Source organism: Variovorax sp. YR634, assembly GCF_900106655.1.
Taxonomy (GTDB): domain Bacteria; phylum Pseudomonadota; class Gammaproteobacteria; order Burkholderiales; family Burkholderiaceae_C; genus Variovorax.
In genome coordinates, this window is sequence record NZ_FNOL01000002.1 from 82,610 (window position 1) to 103,331 (window position 20,722).

Annotated in this window: 20 protein-coding genes; 8 read left to right on the forward strand and 12 right to left on the reverse strand. The window is 67.5% G+C overall.

The genetic code is table 11. The features are described from left to right. Positions 1 to 110 precede the first annotated feature (110 nt). From BLV60_RS04555 to BLV60_RS04580, 6 genes are all read left to right on the forward strand, one after another. Positions 111 to 1,043 (forward strand): DUF2167 domain-containing protein, encoded by a 933-nt coding sequence (locus tag BLV60_RS04555; protein ID WP_093050667.1) that lies wholly within the window; start codon positions 111 to 113, stop codon positions 1,041 to 1,043. A gap of 179 nt (positions 1,044 to 1,222) precedes the next feature. Next, positions 1,223 to 2,353: an ABC transporter substrate-binding protein gene (locus tag BLV60_RS04560; protein ID WP_256328855.1), complete on the forward strand. Its 1,131-nt coding sequence runs from the start codon at positions 1,223 to 1,225 to the stop codon at positions 2,351 to 2,353. 1 nt (position 2,354) lies between these two features. Next, on the forward strand, positions 2,355 to 3,383 hold the full coding sequence (locus BLV60_RS04565) for an adenosine deaminase (protein ID WP_093050670.1): 1,029 nt from the start codon (positions 2,355 to 2,357) through the stop codon (positions 3,381 to 3,383). After that, positions 3,380 to 4,213, forward strand: coding sequence for an ABC transporter ATP-binding protein (locus BLV60_RS04570; RefSeq protein ID WP_093051796.1), 834 nt, complete (start codon positions 3,380 to 3,382; stop codon positions 4,211 to 4,213). Before BLV60_RS04565 ends, BLV60_RS04570 begins: the two co-directional genes overlap by 4 nt. After that, positions 4,210 to 5,040 carry an ABC transporter permease gene (locus tag BLV60_RS04575; RefSeq protein WP_093050673.1) on the forward strand — a complete coding sequence of 277 codons (831 nt, stop codon included), beginning with the start codon at positions 4,210 to 4,212 and terminating at the stop codon, positions 5,038 to 5,040. The genes BLV60_RS04570 and BLV60_RS04575 overlap by 4 nt, the downstream gene beginning before the upstream one ends. A 34-nt stretch (positions 5,041 to 5,074) precedes the next feature. Continuing rightward, the gene (locus BLV60_RS04580; RefSeq protein ID WP_093050676.1) at positions 5,075 to 6,079 is read left to right on the forward strand and encodes an isopenicillin N synthase family dioxygenase; all 1,005 of its coding nucleotides are present in this window, start codon (positions 5,075 to 5,077) and stop codon (positions 6,077 to 6,079) included. 12 nt (positions 6,080 to 6,091) lie between these two features. On the opposite strand, the gene BLV60_RS04585 is transcribed toward BLV60_RS04580, so the two are convergent. From BLV60_RS04585 to BLV60_RS04615, 7 genes are all read right to left on the reverse strand, one after another. Continuing rightward, positions 6,092 to 7,033, reverse strand: a complete 942-nt coding sequence (locus BLV60_RS04585; RefSeq protein WP_176928711.1) for a LysR family transcriptional regulator — start codon at positions 7,031 to 7,033, stop codon at positions 6,092 to 6,094. A 100-nt stretch (positions 7,034 to 7,133) separates the two neighbouring features. Further along, complete coding sequence (locus BLV60_RS04590; RefSeq protein WP_093050682.1) at positions 7,134 to 7,922, reverse strand: enoyl-CoA hydratase-related protein; 789 nt, start codon at positions 7,920 to 7,922, stop codon at positions 7,134 to 7,136. Positions 7,923 to 7,924: 2 nt separating this feature from the next. Next, the gene (locus BLV60_RS04595; RefSeq protein WP_093050685.1) at positions 7,925 to 8,755 is read right to left on the reverse strand and encodes an SDR family NAD(P)-dependent oxidoreductase; all 831 of its coding nucleotides are present in this window, start codon (positions 8,753 to 8,755) and stop codon (positions 7,925 to 7,927) included. A 25-nt stretch (positions 8,756 to 8,780) separates the two neighbouring features. Continuing rightward, positions 8,781 to 9,200 carry a MaoC family dehydratase gene (locus BLV60_RS04600; RefSeq protein ID WP_093050687.1) on the reverse strand — a complete coding sequence of 140 codons (420 nt, stop codon included), beginning with the start codon at positions 9,198 to 9,200 and terminating at the stop codon, positions 8,781 to 8,783. A 14-nt stretch (positions 9,201 to 9,214) separates the two neighbouring features. Further along, a complete protein-coding gene (locus tag BLV60_RS04605; protein ID WP_093050690.1) occupies positions 9,215 to 9,655 on the reverse strand; it encodes a MaoC family dehydratase N-terminal domain-containing protein in 441 nt (146 codons plus the stop codon). Positions 9,656 to 9,668: 13 nt separating this feature from the next. Then, positions 9,669 to 10,853, reverse strand: coding sequence for a lipid-transfer protein (locus BLV60_RS04610; RefSeq protein ID WP_093050693.1), 1,185 nt, complete (start codon positions 10,851 to 10,853; stop codon positions 9,669 to 9,671). 40 nt (positions 10,854 to 10,893) lie between these two features. Further along, positions 10,894 to 12,453, reverse strand: coding sequence for a long-chain-fatty-acid--CoA ligase (locus tag BLV60_RS04615; RefSeq protein ID WP_093050696.1), 1,560 nt, complete (start codon positions 12,451 to 12,453; stop codon positions 10,894 to 10,896). 111 nt (positions 12,454 to 12,564) lie between these two features. On the opposite strand from BLV60_RS04615, the gene BLV60_RS04620 reads away from it, so the two are divergent. Next, a complete protein-coding gene (locus BLV60_RS04620) occupies positions 12,565 to 13,590 on the forward strand; it encodes an AraC family transcriptional regulator (protein ID WP_093050698.1) in 1,026 nt (341 codons plus the stop codon). Positions 13,591 to 13,639: 49 nt separating this feature from the next. Beyond that, positions 13,640 to 14,221, forward strand: a complete 582-nt coding sequence (locus BLV60_RS04625) for a GbsR/MarR family transcriptional regulator (protein ID WP_093050701.1) — start codon at positions 13,640 to 13,642, stop codon at positions 14,219 to 14,221. A gap of 11 nt (positions 14,222 to 14,232) precedes the next feature. Here BLV60_RS04625 and cydX read toward each other — a convergent pair whose 3' ends face one another. From cydX to cydD, 5 genes are read right to left on the reverse strand one after another with little or no spacing between them, the layout of a single operon-like run. Continuing rightward, positions 14,233 to 14,382, reverse strand: coding sequence for a cytochrome bd-I oxidase subunit CydX (cydX, locus tag BLV60_RS04630; RefSeq protein ID WP_093050704.1), 150 nt, complete (start codon positions 14,380 to 14,382; stop codon positions 14,233 to 14,235). A gap of 20 nt (positions 14,383 to 14,402) precedes the next feature. Further along, positions 14,403 to 15,557 carry a cytochrome d ubiquinol oxidase subunit II gene (gene cydB / locus BLV60_RS04635; RefSeq protein ID WP_093050707.1) on the reverse strand — a complete coding sequence of 385 codons (1,155 nt, stop codon included), beginning with the start codon at positions 15,555 to 15,557 and terminating at the stop codon, positions 14,403 to 14,405. Beyond that, positions 15,554 to 17,173 carry a cytochrome ubiquinol oxidase subunit I gene (locus tag BLV60_RS04640; RefSeq protein ID WP_093050710.1) on the reverse strand — a complete coding sequence of 540 codons (1,620 nt, stop codon included), beginning with the start codon at positions 17,171 to 17,173 and terminating at the stop codon, positions 15,554 to 15,556. The genes cydB and BLV60_RS04640 overlap by 4 nt, the downstream gene beginning before the upstream one ends. Positions 17,174 to 17,217: 44 nt before the next feature. After that, positions 17,218 to 18,930: a thiol reductant ABC exporter subunit CydC gene (cydC, locus tag BLV60_RS04645; RefSeq protein ID WP_093050713.1), complete on the reverse strand. Its 1,713-nt coding sequence runs from the start codon at positions 18,928 to 18,930 to the stop codon at positions 17,218 to 17,220. Beyond that, the gene (gene cydD, locus BLV60_RS04650) at positions 18,927 to 20,615 is read right to left on the reverse strand and encodes a thiol reductant ABC exporter subunit CydD (protein ID WP_093050716.1); all 1,689 of its coding nucleotides are present in this window, start codon (positions 20,613 to 20,615) and stop codon (positions 18,927 to 18,929) included. Before cydD ends, cydC begins: the two co-directional genes overlap by 4 nt. Between the last annotated feature and the right edge of the window lie 107 nt (positions 20,616 to 20,722).

Below are 20,722 nucleotides of genomic sequence, written 5' to 3' on the forward strand. Positions count from 1 at the left end.
GCACAGCACCACCCAGCGCCGGCATCTCGAGCAGACGTATGAATGGAGCGATACCTGAACTCTTAAACTCTCCCGGCTCGCCAAACAGACAACAACCGAGGAGAGAGAACTTGCGTATTCAAACCGCCCGCCTGACGGCCGGCGTGCTGCTCGCGTGCGCCGCTTTCGTGGCGCACAACACCGCTCACGCCGCATCGCCAACCACCCCGTCCACCACTGCCCCCGCTTCGACCGCCAGTTCACTGGAAGCCGAACAGGACGCCGCATTCAAGGCCGCCAAGGCCGTGCAGAAAGCCGGCCCCGCCGACATCGTGCTGCGCGACCAGGCCCACCTGCAGCTGCCTGCCGGCTACGTGTGGGTGCCGACGCCCGCGGCCGCGCAGTTGATGCGCAGCATGGGCAACCGCACCGACGACACCTTCGTCGGCGTAGTCTTCCCCGCCGACGACGCCGACTGGATGGCCGTCGTGAAGTTCGTCAAGGAGGGCTACATCAAGGACGACGACGCGAAGGACTGGAACGCCGACGACCTGCTCAAGAGCCTGAAGGAGGGCACCGAGGCCGCCAACGAGGAGCGCGCCAAGCGCGGCATTCCCGCCATCGAGGTCACGGGCTGGGCGCAGAAGCCGCAGTACGAGGCTGCGTCGCACCGCCTCGTATGGTCGGCCCTGTCCCAGCGCAAGGGCAGCACCGACGGCAACCAGGGCGTCAACTACAACACCTACGCGCTGGGCCGCGAGGGCTACCTGAGCCTGAACCTCATCACCAACGCGAAGGACCTCGACAAGTACAAGCCCGACGCGAGCAAGCTGCTCGGCGCGATCCAGTACGACGACGGCAAGAAGTACGCAGACTTCAACTCCTCGACCGACAAGGTCGCCGCCTATGGCCTGGCCGCACTGGTGGCAGGCGTGGCAGTGAAGAAGCTGGGCCTCTTTGCCATCGCCCTGGCCTTCCTGGCCAAATTCGCCAAGCTGGCCGTGGTGGCGGGCGGCGCGGCGCTCTGGGGCATCGCGAAGCTGTTCAAGCGCAACAGCAACTAGCAAGCAGCAGCCCCGTGCGGACGAGCCTCCGCACGAGGCGCTGCACGCCGCACCGGAACAGCACGCGAACCGGGCGATTCAATGTGCGAAAAATCAGAACAATGCTGACGGAATATTGATCCACAGCGATTGGTTCCCAGGGCTAATCTCGCAACGATCCGACCAACACAGGATCGTTCATGCCCCCCCACCTGCAACTCGCCTTCGCCCACTCCGCACGCTTTGCCGCACGGGCTGCGGCCGCGCTCGCCGCCCTGGTCCTCCTGCTGTCTGCCACCGTGGCGCAGGCCCAGAACAAGCCGCTGAAGCCCGTGACCATCGCGCTGGGCACCCAGGTCGTCAACGTCACCTACCCCTGGCTGACGCTGCCCATCGCGCTGGGCTACTGGAAGGACGAGGGCTACGACGTGAAGATCGTCACCACCGGAGGCTCGCTGCAGGGCATCCAGCAGATGGTGGCCGGCGGCGTCGATTTCGCGCAGATCAACTCCACCGGGCTGATCCAGGCCAACACCGAGAACAACGTCGCCGTGCGCGGGCTCATGGGCACCGGCGTGATCGACTGGGGCGTGGGCGTGCCGCAGGACAGCCCCGTGAAGACGGTGGCGGACCTCAAGGGCAAGAAGATCGGCATCTTCAGCCTGGGCACGGGTGGCATGCCGCTGCTCAAGGGCTACCTGCGCGCCAACGGCGTCAACCCCGACACCGACGTGCAGATCATTGCCACCGGTGCCGGCGCGCCGGCGCTGGAGGCGATGCGCGCTGGCCGCGTGCAGGCGCTGATGTTCTGGGGCTCCGCGCTCACCGGCTTCCAGAACGCGGGCGCGAACATGCGCATATTGTTCGATCCGACGTGGCGCTCGCTGCCCGACTTCACCTTCGCCACGATGCAGAAGACCATCGACGCCGACCCGGCCATGGTCGAGGCCATCGCGCGCGGCGCGGCCAAGGCGACGCTGTTCGCACAGACCGATCCCGAGTGCGCCCGCCAGATCCACTGGAAGCACTTTCCCGGCGCCAAGCCCACGGGTGCTGACGAGGCCACGCTCGCCAAGTGGGACCTTGCGCTCCTGCAGACGCAACTCCAGACGATGGCCGACGCACAGACCATGAACGGCGGCAAGCTGATCGGCTCGATGAGCCCGGCCGCCTACGGCCGAATGCAGGACGCGATGCTCAAGGACGGCCTGATCAAGCGCACGCTGCCGCCCGAGTCGATGCTCTACCTGAAACCCGGCTTCGTCGAGGCCATCAACCGCTTCGACCGCAACGCCGTCATCGAGGCCGCCAAGGCCTGCAAGGGGCTGTGACATGACGCCCGAACAATTCGTCGCGGGCCTGCCCAAGGCCGAACTGCACATGCACATCGAAGGCTCGATCGAGCCCGGGCTTTTCCTGCGGCTGGCCCGGCGCAACGGCGTGGACATCCGCTGGCAGACGGAAGAAGAGCTGCGCGCCGCCTACCGCTTCACCGACCTGCAGGACTTTCTGAACCTGTACTACGACGGCTGCCGTGTGCTCGTCCAGCCGCAGGACTTCCACGACGTGACGCGCGACTACCTGCGCCGCGCGCATGCCGATCGCGTGCTGCATGCGGAAATGTTCCTGGGCGTGCAAGGCCACACCAGCCGCGCAGTGCCGCTGGCCGTGGTGATGGAAGGCGTGCTCGGCGCCATGGAAGCCGCGCAGGCCGAACACGGCATCAGCTCGGGCCTGATCGTCGTCGTGCAGCGCCACCGCAGCGAAGACGAGGCGCTCACCCTTCTCGACGACCTGCGCCCCTGGTACGACCGGCTGCTGGGCTTCGGCCTTGGCGGTGCGGAGCTGGGCAACCCGCCCTCGAAGTTCGCCGAGTTCTTCCGCCGCTGCCGCGAACGCGGCTTCAAGGTGGTGGCGCACGCGGGCGAGGAAGGTCCGGCCGCCTATGTGCGCGAAGCGGTCGAACTGCTGCAGGTGCAGCGCCTGGACCATGGCAACGCCTGTCTCGACGACCCCGCGCTCGTCGCGCAACTCGCGCAGCAGCGCATTCCGCTCACGGTGTGTCCGCTGTCCAACCTCAAGCTGCAGCTGGTGCCCTCGATGGCCGCACACCCTCTGCGCAAGCTCATGGACGCAGGCCTGTGCGTAACCGTCAACTCGGACGACCCCTTCTACTTCGGCGGCTACGTCAACGACAACTACCTTGCGTGCCAACAGGCGCTCGGCCTCGGGCGCGACGACATGGTGAGCCTGGCGCGCAACAGCTTCGAGGCCGCCTTCATCACGCCGCTGCAGCGTAGCGCAGCGCTTCGCGCCATCGATGCATGGGTGGCCCACGGCGCGGAGCAGGCACCGGCATGAACGCAATCGTTCAATTTCCGCCGAGACGGACGACGCTGCAGGAAGCATCGGGCGCCGTACCGGCGTTCCGCTTCGAAGGCCTGCACAAGACCTTCCGATCGAAGGATGGCGCGGATGTGGTCGCGCTGCACGACGTGAGCTTCAGCGTCGAACGCGGCGAGTTCGTCACCGTGGTCGGTCCGAGCGGCTGCGGCAAGAGCACCTTGCTGCGCATCCTGGCCGGCCTCGAGCGCGCGAGCCGCGGCACGGTCGAGCTCGGCGGGCGACGCCACACCGGGCCGAGCCGCGATGTGGGTGTGGTGTTCCAGGCGCCCGTGCTTCTGCCGTGGCGCAACATCCTCGACAACGTGCTGGTGCCCGCGCAGATCCAGGGGCGCGACCCCAAGGTCGCGCGCGAACGTGCCCTCCACTACCTGCATCTGGTGGGGCTGGCCGGCTTCGAGACCAAGTACCCCGGCGAACTCTCCGGCGGCATGCAGCAGCGCGTGGGCATTGCGCGGGCGCTGGTCAACGACCCGATGCTGCTGCTGATGGACGAGCCCTTCGGCGCGCTCGATGCCATGACGCGCGAGACCATGAACGTCGAGCTGCTGAAGCTGCGCGAACGCACCGGCGCCACGATCATGCTCGTGACGCACAGCATTCCGGAAGCCGTGTTCCTCGGCGACCGCGTGATCGTCATGTCGCCGCGGCCCGGGCGCGTCACGAAGGTCATCGACGTCGACCTGCCAGCCGCCCGCACGCTGGAGCTCATCAACACCGAGAGATTCGGCAGCCATGTCCGCGACATCCGGACCAACCTGAACGCCAGTGGAGGGCTCGACGGATGAGCACCGCGAACACCGAGAACATCGACTTCGAGCCGCCCGCGCCGTGGCTCACCCCCGCACGGCGCAAGGCGCTGATCGTGGCCGTCTTCGTGGCCGTGATTGCCGCATGGCAGCTCGTGGTGAGCGCGCTGGGCATCTCGCACCTGATCTTCCCGGGGCCCGCGGGCGTGGCCCGCTCCATCTATGACGTCTTCCAGTCGGGCGAGGTGTGGCCGCACCTGTGGGTGACGCTCTACGAGATTCTTGCGGGCTTCGCGCTCGGCGCGTTCGCGGGTTTTCTGCTCGGCGCGCTGATCGGCCAGAGCGCGCTGCTCGAACTGGTGCTCTACCCGTACGTCGTCGCGTTCCAGACCGTGCCCAAGGTGGCCGTGGCGCCGCTGTTCGTGCTGTGGTTCGGCTTCGACACAACGTCGAAGGTCGTGATCACCGCGACCATCGTGTTCTTTCCGGTGCTCGCCAACACGATCGTGGGGCTTCGCTCGGCGCCCAGGGATCAGATCGACCTGATGCGCGCATTCACGGCGTCTTCCTGGCATGTGTTCCGCATGGTCCGGCTGCCGCACGCGCTGCCGTATGTGTTCGCGGGGCTGGACATCGGCATCGTGCTGGCCGTGATCGGCGCGATCGTGGGTGAGTTCGTTGGCGCCCAGGCCGGGCTGGGCTATCTCATCCTGCAGCGCAACTTCTCGATGGATGCGGCGGGCATGTTCGCGATCCTCATCGTTCTCTCGGCCATCGGCATCGTGCTGCACGGCCTGATGAAGGCGATTGCGCGGCGCGTGGTGTTCTGGGCGGACGCGTTCACCGACCTGTCTCGCGGCACATGAAGCAACAACACAACCCCTACAAAGGAGCAACGCAATGATCCAAGACGAACAGAAGCTCGAGGCACCCCGCAGGGCCTCCGCGCAGGAAATGCCGATTCTCGACCTGGGCCCGTGGTTGGCCGGCGGCCCGATCGGGCCGGTGGTCGAGCAGTTCAAGGCCGCATGCACCAACACCGGTTTCTTCTACGTCAGGAACCACGGGGTGCCGCAGGCCGTGATCGACACCGTGTTCGACGCCACCCGCCGCTACATGTCGCTGCCGATGGAGGAGCGACTGAAAGACCGCATCGACGAGCGCTTCCGGCGCGGCTTCATGCCCATGGGCGTCACGCAGCATCCAGGCCACAAGCCGGACCTGAAGGAGAGCTACGAACTCGGCATGGACCTGCCGCTGACGGACCCCGACGTAGCGAACGGGCGGCCGCTGCACGGCCCCAACCGCTGGCCCGCCGACAAGCCTTGGCTCGAGCCCGCGGCCATGGCGTACTTCAACGCCACCATCGAACTCGGCCGCAACCTGCTGAAGATCTTCGCCTCGGCCGTCGGCAAGGATGAAGGCTTCTTCCTGCAGTACGCCACCAAGCCGATGGTGCAGTCGCGGCTCTTTCACTACCCGCCGCAGGAGTCGTTCACCAACCTGGAACTCGGTGCCGCCGCGCACACCGACTACGGCATGCTGACCGTGCTGGCGCAAGACCCTATCGGCGGCCTCGAACTGTGCACACGCGGTGGGGAATGGGTGGCCGCGCCCTACGTTGAAGGAACGCTGGTCATCAACCTGGGCGACCTGGTGAAGGTGTGGACCAACGACGTCTACGTGTCCAACAGGCACCGCGTCGCGAACCGCACGGGCAAGGAGCGCTACTCGATTCCCACATTCTTCAACCTCGACTACGACACGCCCGTGGCCTGCCTGCCCGAGTTCGCGCCCGGCGAAGGCGAGCCCAGCCATGCGCCCATCAAGTCGGGCGACTACCTGGTGCGACGGTTCGCGGCCGTGCAGAAGTACAGGACGCCTGCGGAGTTGGCCGCGGGGTAAGGCTTCAGGGCCTCAAGCGGCGGGGCGGCCCTGTTCGGCACGCTGCTCCGCCTCTTCCAGCGCAACCGTGAGTTCCGAGAGAAATGCAGCCACCGGTATCGGCAGGCTGCGGCCCTTGTGTACGCACAGCGCCAGGCGCTGCGGCCTGGCGCGCGGGTCTTTCAGCGGCACATAGGAACCGGCCCTGGGACGCCCGAACGGGTCTTCCAGCGGCGTGGTCGTGAACGTGAGGCACATGCCCTCTGCCGCCACGTTGCGCATGAGCTCGTAAGAGTTGGTCTCCAGCGCGATGCGCGGCCGGATCTTCGCCTTCGCGAGCATCTCGTCGTACTGCTGCTTGGCCCAAAGCGACGAGTCGAGCGACGACAGGCTGTACTCGGCGCAATCCGAAAGCCGCAGCGACTTGTAGCCCTCGAGCGGATGCCCGGTGGGCACCAGCACATAGAGCGGCAGCAACCGCGTATAGACCATCGAAAGATCCTGGAATGCGATGTCCCCGAAGGTGAAGCAGGCGTCGAGGTCGTCTTCGAGCAGCATCTCCGCCAACGTGGGGCTGCCGCTGACCTTCACGCTGAACGAGATGCCCGGATAGCGCTTGGCAAAGCCGGAGAAGAACTGCGGCATGAAGTCGCGCGTCAACGATTCGGGCATGCCGAAATTGACGTGGCCCCGCTTGAGGCCCTGCAGCGCCTCGATCTCGGAATGCAGCCGCCCGGACTCCTTGACGACGTTCTTGTGATAGCGCATCAAGATCTCGCCGGCCGCCGTGAGCTTGACCTTGCCGCGCCCCTGGCGCCGCTCCAGCAAAGGTGCGCCCAGCGAGTCCTCGAGCATGGCGAGTTGCCTGCTGATGGCGGATGCCGCGACGTACAGGTTCTCGGAAGCCGCCCTGATCGAACCGGTGCGAACGACTTCGGCGAAGTACCGAAGCGAGGTCGTGGAGACAAGACTCAAGAAGAAACTCCGTGGGCTGGGCGCAAAGCGAAAGCGCCGCGGAGATTCTTGCACGCATCCCATCCGCATGGCGCGGCGAATGCGATGCAGGCGCCGTGCCTCAGCGACCGGTGAAGCGCGGCGCGCGCTTGGCTACGAACGCCGCCACGCCCTCGCGCGCATCGGCGCTGCCGGCACGTTCGCGCAGCAGCTTCTGCTCCAGCGCCAGATGCTCATCGAAAGCCCGGCCCGGCACACCGGCGCACAGGGTCTTGATGGCCGCGAACGACCCACTCGCGCCATGGGCGAGCCGCGTGACGAGTGCTTCGGCGGCGGCTGCGAGTTCGGCATCCGCGTAGAGCTCATCGACGGCGCCCCACGCCAGGCAGCGCTGGCTGTCGACGGCATCGCTCAGCATCAGCAATTGCTGCGCACGCACGGGCCCCACGCGGCGCGCGAGGAAGTACGAGGCGCCCGCATCCGGCGACAGCCCGATGGCCGCGTAGCCCGTGCGCAGCTTCATCGATTCGGCGGCGAGCACGAAGTCGCCGCACAGCGCGAGCCCCACGCCGGCGCCGCCCACCGCTCCGTTCACCGCCACGACCAGCGGCGCCGGGTTGTTCGACAGGCGCAGCAATGCCGGATGCAGGCTGTCGAGCATCTCGCTCACCAGCTCGGGCAGCGCTTCACCGGCCGCCACGAATTCATCGATGGCGCCGCCGGCGCAGAACACTCTGCCCTCGCCGGTCAGCAGGATGACGCGCGGCTTCTGCGCCAGTACTTCGTCGATGGCCCGCACCAGCGCAAGGCCGTTCGCCAAGCCAAGGGCATTCGCGCGCTCGGGCCGCTTCAGCACGATGCGGCCGATGCCCTCCTCCACGCCCCAGGCAATACCTTCGCTGATGTTCATGCTCAGACCCCCGTGAGCCCGCCGGTGCACATCAGCGTCTGCCCGCTCACGTAGTCGGATTCGGGCGCGCACAGCAGGTACACCGCGCCTGCGGCTTCTTCGGTCGTGCCGCCGCGTCCCAACGGAATGGACTGCTCCATCATCGCCAGCAGCCCCGGGTTGATGCCCACCTTGATCTCGCGGCCCTCGATGTTCGCGGTGGTGGCCTCGGCGGTGCTCGCGGTCAGCCGCGTCTGGATGAAGCCGAAGGCCACGCAGTTGACGGTGACGTTCATGCGGCCCCACTCCTTGGCCAGCGTCTGCGTCATGCCGACGATGCCGGCCTTGGCCGCCGAATAGTTGGCCTGCCCCGCGTTGCCGAACAGCCCCGCCACCGACGAGATGTTGACCACCTTGCGCACAACGCGCCGGCCCGCCTCGGTCTCGGACTTCGACAGCGCGCGGATCACCGGCTGCGCTGCGCGCAGGATGCGGAACGGTGCCGTGAGGTGCACGTCGATCATGGCGTACCACTGCTCATCGGTCATCTTCTGCACCACGCTGTCCCAGGTGTAGCCGGCGTTGTTGACGATGATGTCGAGACCCTTGAATTCGTTCACCGCCGTGCCGACGAAGCGCTCGGCAAAGTCCGGTGCGGCCACGCTGCCGACGCAGGCCACCGCTTCTCCGCCGGCAGCACGGATGGCCTGTACGGTCTCTTCAGCCGGCCCGGCATCGAGGTCGTTGACGACGATGCGCGCACCTTCGGATGCGAGCTTGAGCGCGATGGCCCGGCCGATGCCGCGACCCGAACCTGTGATGAGGGCGACCTTGCCGCCGAGCTTGAGTGTCATGTCTCTGGTCTTTCTTCGGTTGATGTCAGCGCAGCGCGACGAGCGCTTCGCCCGCAATGCGCGTCTGCCCATACTGGTTGGCGCTGAGCACCTCGACGCGCACGCAGCGCTCGCCGTTGTGCTCGAGCTTCTCGACCACGCGCCCGCTGCACCGCACCGCATGCCCCAGGTGCGTGATGCCCTGGAAGCGCACGTCGAAACGGCGCAGTTGCGATTGCGGCGCCCACTGCGTGAGCAGGCGCCCGAGCCACGCCATGCCCAGCATGCCCTGTGCGAACACATCGGGCATGCCGGCCTTGCGCGCGAAGTCGGTGTCGATGTGAATGGGGTTGTGGTCCCCCGAGGCGCCGGCGAACAGCGCGAGCGTGGTGCGGTTCACAGGCGGCAGCTGCAGCGAGGGCAGCTCGTCGCCGATGTTCACGGCGTCGTAGGTCAGGGCATTCATCGGTGCGGGCTCCTTCAGTGGCGGCAGACGATCACCGTGCGCAGCTCGGCCACCAGTTCGTCGCGCTGGTTGGTGGCGCGCGATGTCTTGATGACGAATTCGAGCGCACCGTTCTTCTTGTCGTAGATGTCGGTGATGGTGGAGCGCACCGTCACCGTGTCGCCCACGCAGGCCGGCCGGTGATAGCTGAAGCCCTGCTCGCCGTGCAGCAGCTTCGACAGCGGAATCTGCAGGTCGGCCAGCAACCGGTCGGACGCACCCGAGTCGAGCTCGGCCGCGAACAGGAAGGTCGGCGGCGCGGGCAGGTCGGGGTAGCCGGCGTCACGCGCGGCGGCGGCATCGGTGTAGACGGGGTCGGTCTCGCCGATGGCCTTGGCGAAGAATTGCAGGCGGCTGCGCTCGATGGGCAGCACCGAAGGCGGCAGCTCGTGGCCGATCCATTTCTTGTCGATCATCGGGTGGCCTTTCTCAGACGCGCTCGTAGAGCGTCACCACGCAGGCGCCGCCCAGCCCGAGGTTGTGCTGCAGCGCCATCCGCGCACCCTCGACCTGCCGCTTGTCGGCTGTGCCCCGAAGCTGCTGGACCAGCTCCGTGCATTGCGCCAGCCCCGTGGCCCCGAGCGGATGCCCCTTCGACAGCAGCCCGCCCGACGGATTGGTCACCACCTTGCCGCCATAAGTGTTGTCGCCATCGACCACGAACTTCTCGGCGCCGCCCACCGGGCACAGGCCCAGCGCCTCGTAGCTGATGAGTTCGTTGTGCGCGAAGCAGTCGTGCAGCTCGACCACGTCCACGTCTTGCGGGCCGACGCCGGCCGCGTCGTACACCTTCTGCGCGGCCTCCTGTGCCATGCTGAAGCCGACCACCTCGCGCATGTCGCGGCTCTCGAAGGTGATGGGCCGGTCGGTGGTCATGGCCTGCGCCTTGATACGCACGCTGCGGTCCAGCCCGTGGCGTTCGGCAAAGCGGGCCGAGCACACGATGGCCGCGGCTGCGCCGCAGGTGGGCGGGCAGGCCATCAGCCGCGTCATCACGCCGGGCCACATGACGGGCGCGGCCATCACCTCGTCTTCGGTGACGACGGTGCGGAACAGCGCCACCGGGTTGTTCGACGCATGGCGGCTGGCCTTGGCGCGGATCTTCGCGAAGGTCGACATCTGCGTGCCGTACTGCTGCATGTGCGCAAGCCCTGCACCGCCGAAGTAGCGCAGCGCGAGCGGCACCTGCTCATTGCCGACCAGCTCGTCGGTGATGCTTTCGAAATGGTCGAAGGGGCTGGGCCGGTCGTTGAACACCGCGCCGAGCGCGCCGGGGCTCATGTGCTCGAAGCCGAGCGCCAGCACGCAGTCGGCGGCGCCGCTGGCCACGGCCTGGCGCGCGAGGAACAGCGCGGTCGAGCCGGTGGAGCAGTTGTTGTTGACGTTGACGACCGGAATGCCCGTCATGCCCACTTCATACAACGCGCGCTGCCCGGCGGTGGAGTCGCCGTACACGTAGCCCACGTAGGCCTGCTGCACCAGCTCGTAGCCGATGCCGGCGTCTTTCAGCGCCGCATTCGTGGCATGGGTGGCCATCTGCGGATAGGGCTGGTTCGCGCCCGGCTTGGTGAACGGGATCATGCCGACCCCGACGACATAGACGTCTTGACTCATGAGAGGCTCCTTGGAGGTTCGAATAAGAAAACAGACAGGCTCAGGCTACGCCTCGCTGGCGGTCTTGCCAAAAGGGTTCGCGCAGCTTTGTCTTCAGCACCTTGCCGGCGCCCGACAGCGGCAGCGCGTCGAGGATGGCCACGCTGCGCGGGCACTTGTAGTTGGCAATCAGCGTCTTGCAGTGCGCGATCAGCTCCTCGGGCTTGATTGCCTGCCCCGGCTTGAGCACCAGCGCGGCATGCACCGCCTCGCCCCACTCCTCGCTCGGAATGCCGATGACGGCGCAGGCGGCCACCGCGGGATGCTGGTTGATGGCGTTCTCTACCTCGGCCGAATAGACGTTCTCGCCGCCGCTGATGATCATGTCCTTCAGCCGGTCGACCACGAAGATGAAGCCGTCGTCGTCCATGTAGGCGCCGTCGCCGGTGTGCATCCAGCCGTCGCGCAGCGCGGCCGCCGTCTGCTCGGGCTTGTTCCAGTAGCCCTGCATCACGTTCGGGCCGCGCACGGCCACTTCGCCGACGGTGCCGCGCGGCACCTCCTTGTCGTCGGCATCGACGATGCGCACTTCCATGCACACGGCGGCACGGCCCGCCGAGCGCAGCTTGCCGTGCTTGCGGCCTTCGGCCGTGTGGAAGTACGCGGGGTTGAGCGTGGCGATGGGCGACAGCTCGGTCATGCCATAGGCCTGCACGAACCCGACACCCGGAAAGGCCTCCATCGCGCGGTTCAGCACGGCCTCGGAGATTGGCGAGGCACCGTAGGTGATGTTCTTCAGGCTGCTCAGGTCGCGCGGCTCCCGCATGGCGGGGTGGTCCACCAGCATCTGGATCATGGTGGGCACCAGCAGCAGGCTGGTGACGTGGTCACGCTCGATGGCGTTGAGCACGCCCTCGGGCGCGAACATGGGAATGATCGCGTGCGTGTTGCCCGCAAACCAGTGCGGCGTGGCCAGGCCCATGTCGGCCAGGTGGAACATCGGCGCGGCATGCAGGTAGCAGCCGCCGGCCGGGGCCAGCCCTTCTGCCTGCGCCGCGAGCGCCGAGCTGCAGATGTTGGTGTGGCTCAGCATCACGCCCTTGGGGAAACCGGTGGTACCGCCGGTGTAGAAGATGCCTGCCAGGTCTTCGCCGCGGCGCACGGCATCGGGCACCGGCTGGGCGGCGTCGATCAGGCCTTCGTAGCTGTGCATGCCGGGCGGCACCGGGCCGTCGCCGCAGTAGACGACTTCGCGCAGGCTCTTCGATTGGCCGCGCATCTGCTCGACCACCGGCCGGAAGGTCTCGTCGACCAGCAGGATGCTGGAGCCCGAGTCTTCCAGCGAGTAAAGAATCTCGGCAGCCGACCAGCGGATGTTGCAGGGGTTGAGCACCCCGCCGCCCCAGGGCACGGCCATCTGGTATTCGAGATAGCGGTCGGAGTTGAGCGACAGCATGGCAACGCGGTCGCCCGCCCGCATGCCCAGCCGCTGCAGCGCACCGGCCAGGCGTGCGACCCGTTCGGCAAAGTCGCGGAAGCTCCGTGCACGGCCGGCAAAGCGCACGGCAATGGCATCGGGGCGCTGCTGCACGGCCCGGTGAAGGCCCTGGGTGAGGTACATGGGTTTGTCTCCGTCTCGTTCTTGTGTAGCCGCATGGTAGAAATCCGGCGGCTGCCCGGCGATTGCACTTCGCTTCGATCGCATGGCAGAAAACGTCAATCGACAAGGCTCATGCTGCAACCGCCCGTCACCATTCCGATCGCCTTCGTCCACGGCATGCTGTCGGGCATTCGTGCGCGCGGCAGCGAAGCGCCGATCGATATCGACATGGCACTGGAAGACGCGGGCATCGCCCCCGCCCTGCTCGACGAGACCGGCGCGCGCATCACGGCCGAACAGTACGTTGCGCTGTTCGCACTGCTGATGGACCGGATGGACGACGAGGCACTGGGCTTTCTCACCCGGCGCCTGCGCCGCGGCAGCTTTGCGCTGATGACGCGCTCCACGCTGGGCGCGCGCACCTTCGAGGTGGCGCTGCGCCGCGTGGCCCACACCTTCAGCCTGCTGCAGGACGACCTGTCGCTGGTGCTGCTGCACGAAGGCCCGCTCGCGGGCTTCGGCGTGAAGCTGAACATCCAGCCCGCCACGCACCAGAACTTTCTGCACGAGCTGATGCTGCGGGTGTACTGGCGGCTTTTCGCATGGCTGCACGGCGGCCGGCTGGTGGCGCGCCGCTTCGACTTCGGCTTCGAGCTGCCGCCCTATGCGGACGGCTACGCCAAGGTGTTCCCGGGGCCGCTGCAGTTCGGCCAGCCGCTGTCGGCCGTGTGGTTCGACGCCAGCGCGCTCGACACGCCGGTGCACCGTGACGCGCAGGAGATGCAGGTTTTTCTGGCGGCCGCGCCAGCCAACGTGATCCTGCCCCGGCTCGCCGAGCAGGCCGTGAGCGCGCGGGTGCGTGCGGTGCTGCAGCAGCACCGCCCGGCATGGGCTGACCTCGCGACCACGGCGAACGTGCTGCACATGTCGGTCAGCACGCTGCAGCGGCACCTGGCGACCGAGGGCACCTCGTTCCAGGCGCTGAAAGACCAGTTGCGGCGCGACCTCGCCATCGTGCGGCTCAACACCAGCACCGTGCCGCTCGCGGTGCTGGCGGAGGAGCTGGGCTTTGCCGACAGCGCGGCGTTCCAGCGGGCCTTCAAGGCATGGACGGGAGGCGCGCCGGGGTCGTACCGGCGGCGCGCGCCAGCGGATTGAGTTTTCAGGACTTTCCGAAATTACAGCCATCCGCGCGACAATCCGGCGCATGGCAACTTCCTCCGATCTCCCTCCCCTCAACCGCCAGTTCGTCGCCCATTTCGGCGAGATGGGCAGCAAGTGGGGCATCAACCGCACCGTCGGGCAGATCTACGCGCTGATCTTTTTGTCGGAGCGCGCGCTCAACGCCGACGAGATCGCCGAGCTGCTCGAGTTCTCGCGCTCGAACGTCAGCATGGGCCTGAAGGAACTGCAGGCCTGGCGACTGGTGCACCTGCGGCATCACCCGGGCGACCGGCGCGAATACTTCGAGGCGCCTTCGGACGTGTGGGAAATCTTTCGCGTGCTGGCCGAGGAGCGCCGCCGCCGCGAGATCGAGCCCACGCTCTCGATGCTGCGCAACGCCCTGCTCGAATCGCCCACGAGCGACGCCGAGCGTCACGCGCAGGAGCGCATGCGCGAAATGCACGACCTGATCGACCGGCTGATGAAGTGGTTCGACGATGTGCAGCGGCTCGCGCCCGAGACCGCCATGAAGCTCATGGGCATGGGCGCGACCGTGACGAAGGTGCTGACGCTCAAGGACCGCATCACCGGCGGCGCAGCGTCGAAGAAGAAGGCCGCCGAATAGGCCTGGAGCCTCTAGAGCCGCTCCTGCCCCGCCGGCGGCTCGGGCGTTCCGAGCTTGGCCTTGCGCACGGCCTCGTCGTCCATGAGTTCGTACCACATCGCATTGAGTACGGCGAAAGCGGCTGCCAGCGGCAGGCCGAGGATCCAGGCGAAGTACCACATCTTTTTTCTCCTCTGTTCGTTCAGTAGGCGTGGCCGCTCTCGTCGCGGATGGCCTGCTCGTCGACCTTGCCCCACAGCACGTGATAGACCCAGCTGGTGTAGGCCACGATCAGCGGAATGAAGAAGGCCGTGACCACCAGCATGATGAACAGCGTGAGGTGGCTCGACGACGAGTCCCACACCGTGAGGCTGGCGCGCGGATCGATCGACGACGGCAGGATGAACGGGAACATCGACGCTCCCACGCTGAGGATGATGCCGGCGATGCCGAGCGCCGCGGTCAGCAGCGCGAGCACCGGGCGGCGCAGCGCGAGCCCGAGCAAAGCACCCAGCGCGCCGACGAAGCCAGCCGCCGGTGCAGCGAGCGTCCACGAGTGCGCCGCGTAGTTGACGGTCCATGCGCCGGCGTGCAGCTCGACTGTCTTCAGCATCGGGTTCGACGGCCCCACCGCATCGACCACGCTGCTGATGCGGTAGCCGCCGATGCTCGTTGCCAGCAGCACACCGGCCAGTGCGTACAGCGCGATGGTGAGCACGGCGGCGACCATGCCGTAGGTGCGAGCGCGCTCGGCCACCGGCCCGGCAGTCTTCAGCAGCAGCCATGCCGCGCCGTGCATCACGAGCATTGCCACCGACACCAGCCCGCACAGGATCGCGAACGGATTCAGCAGGCCGAAGAAACTGCCGTCGTAGAAGATGTGCATGTCGGCACTGAAGCGGAACGGCACACCCTGCAGCACGTTGCCCACGGCCACGCCGCAGATCAGCGCTGGCACGAAGCCGCTGAAGAACAGCACCCAGTCCCAGCGCGCGCGCCACTGCGGCGACTCGCGCTTGCTGCGGAACTTGAAGGCCACGGGCCGCAGGATCAGCGCCGTGAGAATCACGAACATCGCAAGGTAGAAGCCCGAGAAAGACACGGCGTACAACTGCGGCCACGCCGCGAAGATCGCGCCGCCGCCGAGGATCAGCCACACCTGGTTGCCTTCCCACACCGGGCCCACGCTGTTGATGACGACGCGGCGTTCGATGTCGTTGCGCGCGGCAAAGGGCAGCAGCATGCCGCTGCCCAGGTCGAAGCCGTCGGTCACGGCGAAGCCCACCAGCAGCACGCCGATCAGCAGCCACCAGATGATGCGCAGGGTGTCGTAGTCAAGGAGTGTGTGGAGGATCATGCTGCGCTCCCGGTGGAAGGAGAAGGAATGGCCGCGCCTGCGTGGGCCGGCGGAATGTGCGAGAGCGTGTCGCCCTCGTCCGGCGCATGCTCGGCTTCGGGCCCCTTGCGGATGGCCTTGAGCATCAGCTTCATCTCGATGATGAGCAGCGTGGTGTAGATCGCGATGAAGCCAGCGAGCGTGAGCAGCAGCGTCTTCACGCCGAGGTTCGACACAGCTACAGCTGTCGGCAGCACGCCTTCGATCACCCACGGCTGGCGGCCGAACTCCGCCACCAGCCAGCCCGACTCGATGGCGATCCACGGCAGCGGGATCGCGAACACGGCGAGCTTCAGCAGCCAGCGGTAGCTGTCGAGCTTGCGGCGGGCGGAGAGCACGAAGAAGGTGCCCGTCAGCAGGATCAGCAGCATGCCGATGCCCACCATCACGCGGAACAGCCAGAACAGCGGCGCCACCTGCGGCACGGTGTCCCATGCGGCCTTGGTGATCTGCTCGTCCGTCGCTGTGCGCGGATCGTCCACGTAGCGCTTGAGCAGCAGCGCGTAGCCCATGTTGATGCCGTTGTCCTCGAAGTCCCCGCGCACGCCCTGCGTCACCTTGCCGGTGCCGCCTGCCTCGCGGATCTTCTGCAGCGCGTCGTACGCCTTGAGGCCTTCTCGGATGCGGGCTTCAGCGCGCTTCACGAGCTCGTCGATGCCGGGCATCACTGTGTTGAGCGAGCGCGTGCCGATCAGGCCCATCACCGCGGGGATGTGGATGGCGTAATGCGTCTCGCGCGCCTCCTGGTCAGGGAAGCCGATGACGGTGAAGGCGGCAGGCGCGGGTTGCGTTTCCCACATGGCTTCGATGGCGGCCAGCTTCATCTTCTGGTGCTCGCCCGAGAGATAGCCGCTCTCGTCGCCGAGCACGGCCACCGACAGCGCGGCGGCCAGGCCGAACGAGGCCGCGACCGTCATCGAGCGCTTGGCCAGTTCGAGGTGACGGCCCTTGAGCACATACCAGGCCGACACGCCCAGCACGAACACGGCGGCGCACACGTACCCCGCCGACACGGTGTGCACGAACTTGGCCTGCGCCACCGGGTTGGTCAGCACCGCGAAGAAGTCGGTCACTTCCATGCGCATGGTCTGCGGGTTGAAGGCCGCGCCCACGGGGTTCTGCATCCAGCCGTTGGCAATGAGGATCCACAGCGCCGAGAAGTTGGAGCCGATGGCCACGGCCCATGTCGAGATCAGGTGGCCCACCTTGGAGAGCTTGTCCCAGCCGAAGAAGAACAGCCCGACGAAGGTGGCCTCCATGAAGAAGGCCATCAGCCCCTCGATGGCCAGCGGCGCGCCGAAGATGTCGCCGACGTAGTGGCTGTAGTAGCTCCAGTTCATGCCGAACTGGAACTCCATCACGATGCCGGTGGCCACGCCCATCGCGAAGTTGATGCCGAACAGCACGCCCCAGAATTTCGTCATGTCGCGCCAGATCACGCGGCCGGTCATCACGTAGACCGTCTCCATGATGGCGAGGATGATCGAAAGCCCGAGCGTCAGCGGCACGAACAGGAAGTGGTACAGCGCCGTGACGGCGAACTGCAGGCGCGATAGCGCGACGATGTCGAGGTCCATGGGGGTTCTTCCTTTTGGGTTGCCTGTTTTTTCTTTGTAAGTGTTCAGTCGGGGCGCAGGCTGCGCAGTGCGGCGTCGAAGGCTTCAGTGCCGCGCCGCAGGTCGGCGACGATGCAGCCCTGGCGCATGCACACGAGGCGGTCGGCGAGCGCGGCTTCGCGGCGCAGGTGAGTGGCGATCAGCAAGGTGCGTGGGCCTGCGTGTCGGGCGAGGCGTTGCAGCACGTCGTGTGCGGTGGCGGCGTCGAGCGCTTCGGTGGGTTCGTCGAGCAGCCAGAGGGGCACCGGGCGCAGCAGCAGGCGGGCCAGCGCAAGGCGGCGCGACTGGCCGCCGGAGAGGCCCAGGCCGCCTTCGCCGAGTCGGGTGTCGAGGCCTGTGGCCAATGCGCGCACTTCGTCTTCGAGGCCTGCCGCGTGCAGTACGGCGTGCAGTTGGTCGTCGGTGGCGTTGGGCGCGGCGAGGCGGAGGTTGTCGCGCAGGCTGTCCTGGAAGAGTTCGGTGCGTTGGGTCAGAAGGCATGCGGGCTGTGCGCTCTTGCTGCCGGACTGCGGCGTGATTTCGCCTGCAATGGCGGCGAGCAGCGTCGACTTGCCTGCGCCGCTTGCGCCGATCAATGCGACGCGCTCGCCTGCGTTCAGGGTCAATGTCGCGTCGCTCAGGACGGGTGTGCGGCTGCCATCGTGGACCACGGTGACGCGCTTCAGTTGCAATGCGAGCGTCGCATCTGGTTCGTTCGCCGTTGAGGTTGAGGCGGACTCCTCGCTCATGCGCGGTGCAAGACGCCGCACCGCCAGCCACGTGCGGCCCGCATCGAGCGCACCGCGGCGCAAGGCCGCGAAGGGCTCGGTGGCAGTGAGCGCCACCAGCAGCGCCAGTGCCGCCGCCGGCGGGCCGATGACGCCCTCGCCCACCAGCAGGCCGACGGCAAGCAGCACGCCGACGAGGGTCAGGGCGCCCGCGCTGCCATAGGCGAAGCCGGCCGCCGCTTCGAGCTTGTTCAATGCCAGGTCGGCCTTTGCGAGATGCATGTCGGCGTTCATCAACGCCTGGCGCTGCGCGCCGATGCGGCCGGCCATCACCAGATCGGTCTGCCCCGCCACGAGATCGACTGCGCGTGCGCGCAGCGCCTCGACGGCATGCGCCCGCTGCACGGCCGGCCGGCGGGCTCGCCTTGCGACGACGAACGCGATGCCCCAGCCGACGGTCACGAGCCAGAGCATCAGCGCGAGGCCCATGGCGACATGCATGAAGCCGAGCACCACGCCGGCCAGCAATGCCGCGCCGAGCGCTGCGGCGGCTGGCACGAGCAGGCGAAGGTAGAGCGATTCCAGCGCGTCGATGTCCGCCGTCAAACGAAACAGCAGGCGGGCCGGGCGCATCAGCAACTCGCGCGCCGCCTCGGCCTTTGCCCAACCGCGGAACAGGCGAACGCGCAGCGCTGCGAGCACGGCGAAGGTCGCGTCGTGCGTCACGAGGCGTTCGCCATAGCGCGATGCCGTACGACCGAGTGCCAGCAGGCGGATGCCGGCGGAGGGCATGAACACGTCGAAGGTGAAGGCGGTGGCCGCGTGCAGGCCGGCCAATGCGGTCGCGGTGATGAACCAGCCCGAGAGGCCGAGTAGCGCCATCCCCGCGAGCACGGTGACTGCGGCGAGCAGGCAGCCGAGCAGAAGAGGACGTGGCTGCGCGGCAAGGAAGGGGCGCAGGACCAGGCGCAGATCGCGCCAATTCGTGGCGTGGATTGGCGTCGCCTTCATGCGGCCTTCTCCAGCGCTTCTGCGCCGAGGTTCACCGCGCGGTCCATGCGAGCCGCCAGCACCGGGTCGTGCGTGGCGACGACGAGGGTCTTGCCGCGCGCCAGTGCCACCAGAGCGTCGGCGACGCGCTCAGCGGTTTCGGTGTCGAGGTGCGCCGTTGGTTCGTCTACCAGCAGCAGATCGGCGTGCGGGTGCACCGCGACGCGCGCGAGGGCAAGTCGCACGGCTTCTCCACCAGACAGGCCATGGCCACCCTCGCCTAGCGTCACACCGGGATGCGCCTGCGTCACGGCTTCAAGCGATGCGAAGCGCATGGCTTCGGCGACCTGTGGGGTGTCCACGCCCACGCGCCCCAATGCGACGTTGGTTTCAACCGAGCCGGCGAAGACGTGCGGCGCCTGGCCCATCCACGTCATGCGCTGGCGCAGCGCCGCCACGGTGTGGTCCGTGAGCGCCACGCCGCCGATCGAGATCTCGCCGCGCGTGGCGGGCACGAGGCCTGCGAGTATTGAGAGCAATGCAGTCTTGCCAGAGCCGCTGGGGCCCATCAGCGCAATGTGTTCACCTGCCGCGATGCGAAGCTCGTAGCCTTCGAAGACCTCGTGCTGCTCGCCGGGCCAGGAGAAATGCAGGTTGTGGATGACGATGGTCGGCGCGCCGACTGGCACGCCCGTCGCGGCGCGCATCAGCGAGGCGTTCGCGCCGGGCAGCGGCAGGTCGTTGCGCTGCAAGCGGTCGAGTGCCTCCAGCGCCGCTTCACCTGCAGCCCGGTCATGCCAGACCGCCGACAGCTCTCGCAGGGGCTCGAAGAACGCCGGCGCCAGCAACAGCACGAACAGCCCCTCGCCCAGACTCAGCGTCCGGCCCCAAGCGCCGAAGCCGAGCGAGCCCAGCAGGTGAAAGCCGACGTACGCGGCCACCATCGCCACGCCCAGCGCCGAGAAAAGCTCCAGCACGGCTGACGAGAGAAACGCGATGCGCAGCACCGCCATCGTCCGCCGGCGCAGGGAGTGCGCTGCATCGCCCAGCCGCTGCGCCGTGGTCTCCACCGCATCGAGCGCACGCAGTGTCGCCAGCCCGCGAAGCCGGTCGAGCAGGAAGGCGTTCATGCCGCCCATCTCCACCATCTGCGCTTCGCTCGCAGCCTTGGCGCGCCAGCCGACGATGGCCATGAAGACCGGAATGAGCGGCGCCGCGAACAGCAGCACCAGCGCGGCCACCCATGAAAAGGCGGCCACCGCGCACAGGATGAAGATCGGCACCACCGTCGCGCGCCAACGCGCGGGTTGGTAGCGCACGAGGTACGGCACCAGAGCCTCGGCCTGCTCGGCGAGCACGCTGGCTGCGAGGCCGGAAGGCGCGCGGCTGCGGTCCAGCGGCGAGCTACCGGCCAGCGACGTGGCCGTTTGCTCGCGCAGCGCCGTGAGTTGTGCACGTGCACGGGTAAAGGTCCGGCGAGCGCCCCAGGCCTCGCAACCCGCCCGCAGCAGCCCAAGCAGCAGGATCGCGCCGGCGGGCCAGATCACTGCAGCGAAACCGCGCCCGGAAGCCAGTCCCTGCACCGCCATCGCCAGCAGCGCCGCCTGCGGCAGCCAGAACAGCGCCGCGGCGCCCTGCACCACCCCGCCGACGTCAGGCGACGCGAAAGCCCGCAGCGGCGATCGGGATGGCGAGTGCTTGGTCATTCCTTGGCTTCGTGTATTTTCAGTAATTACTGAAATCTCCACAATCATACCGAAGATGCGAGCGGCTGACGAGCCCGCAGACTGCACGCTCCGGCGCTCGAGCGCAA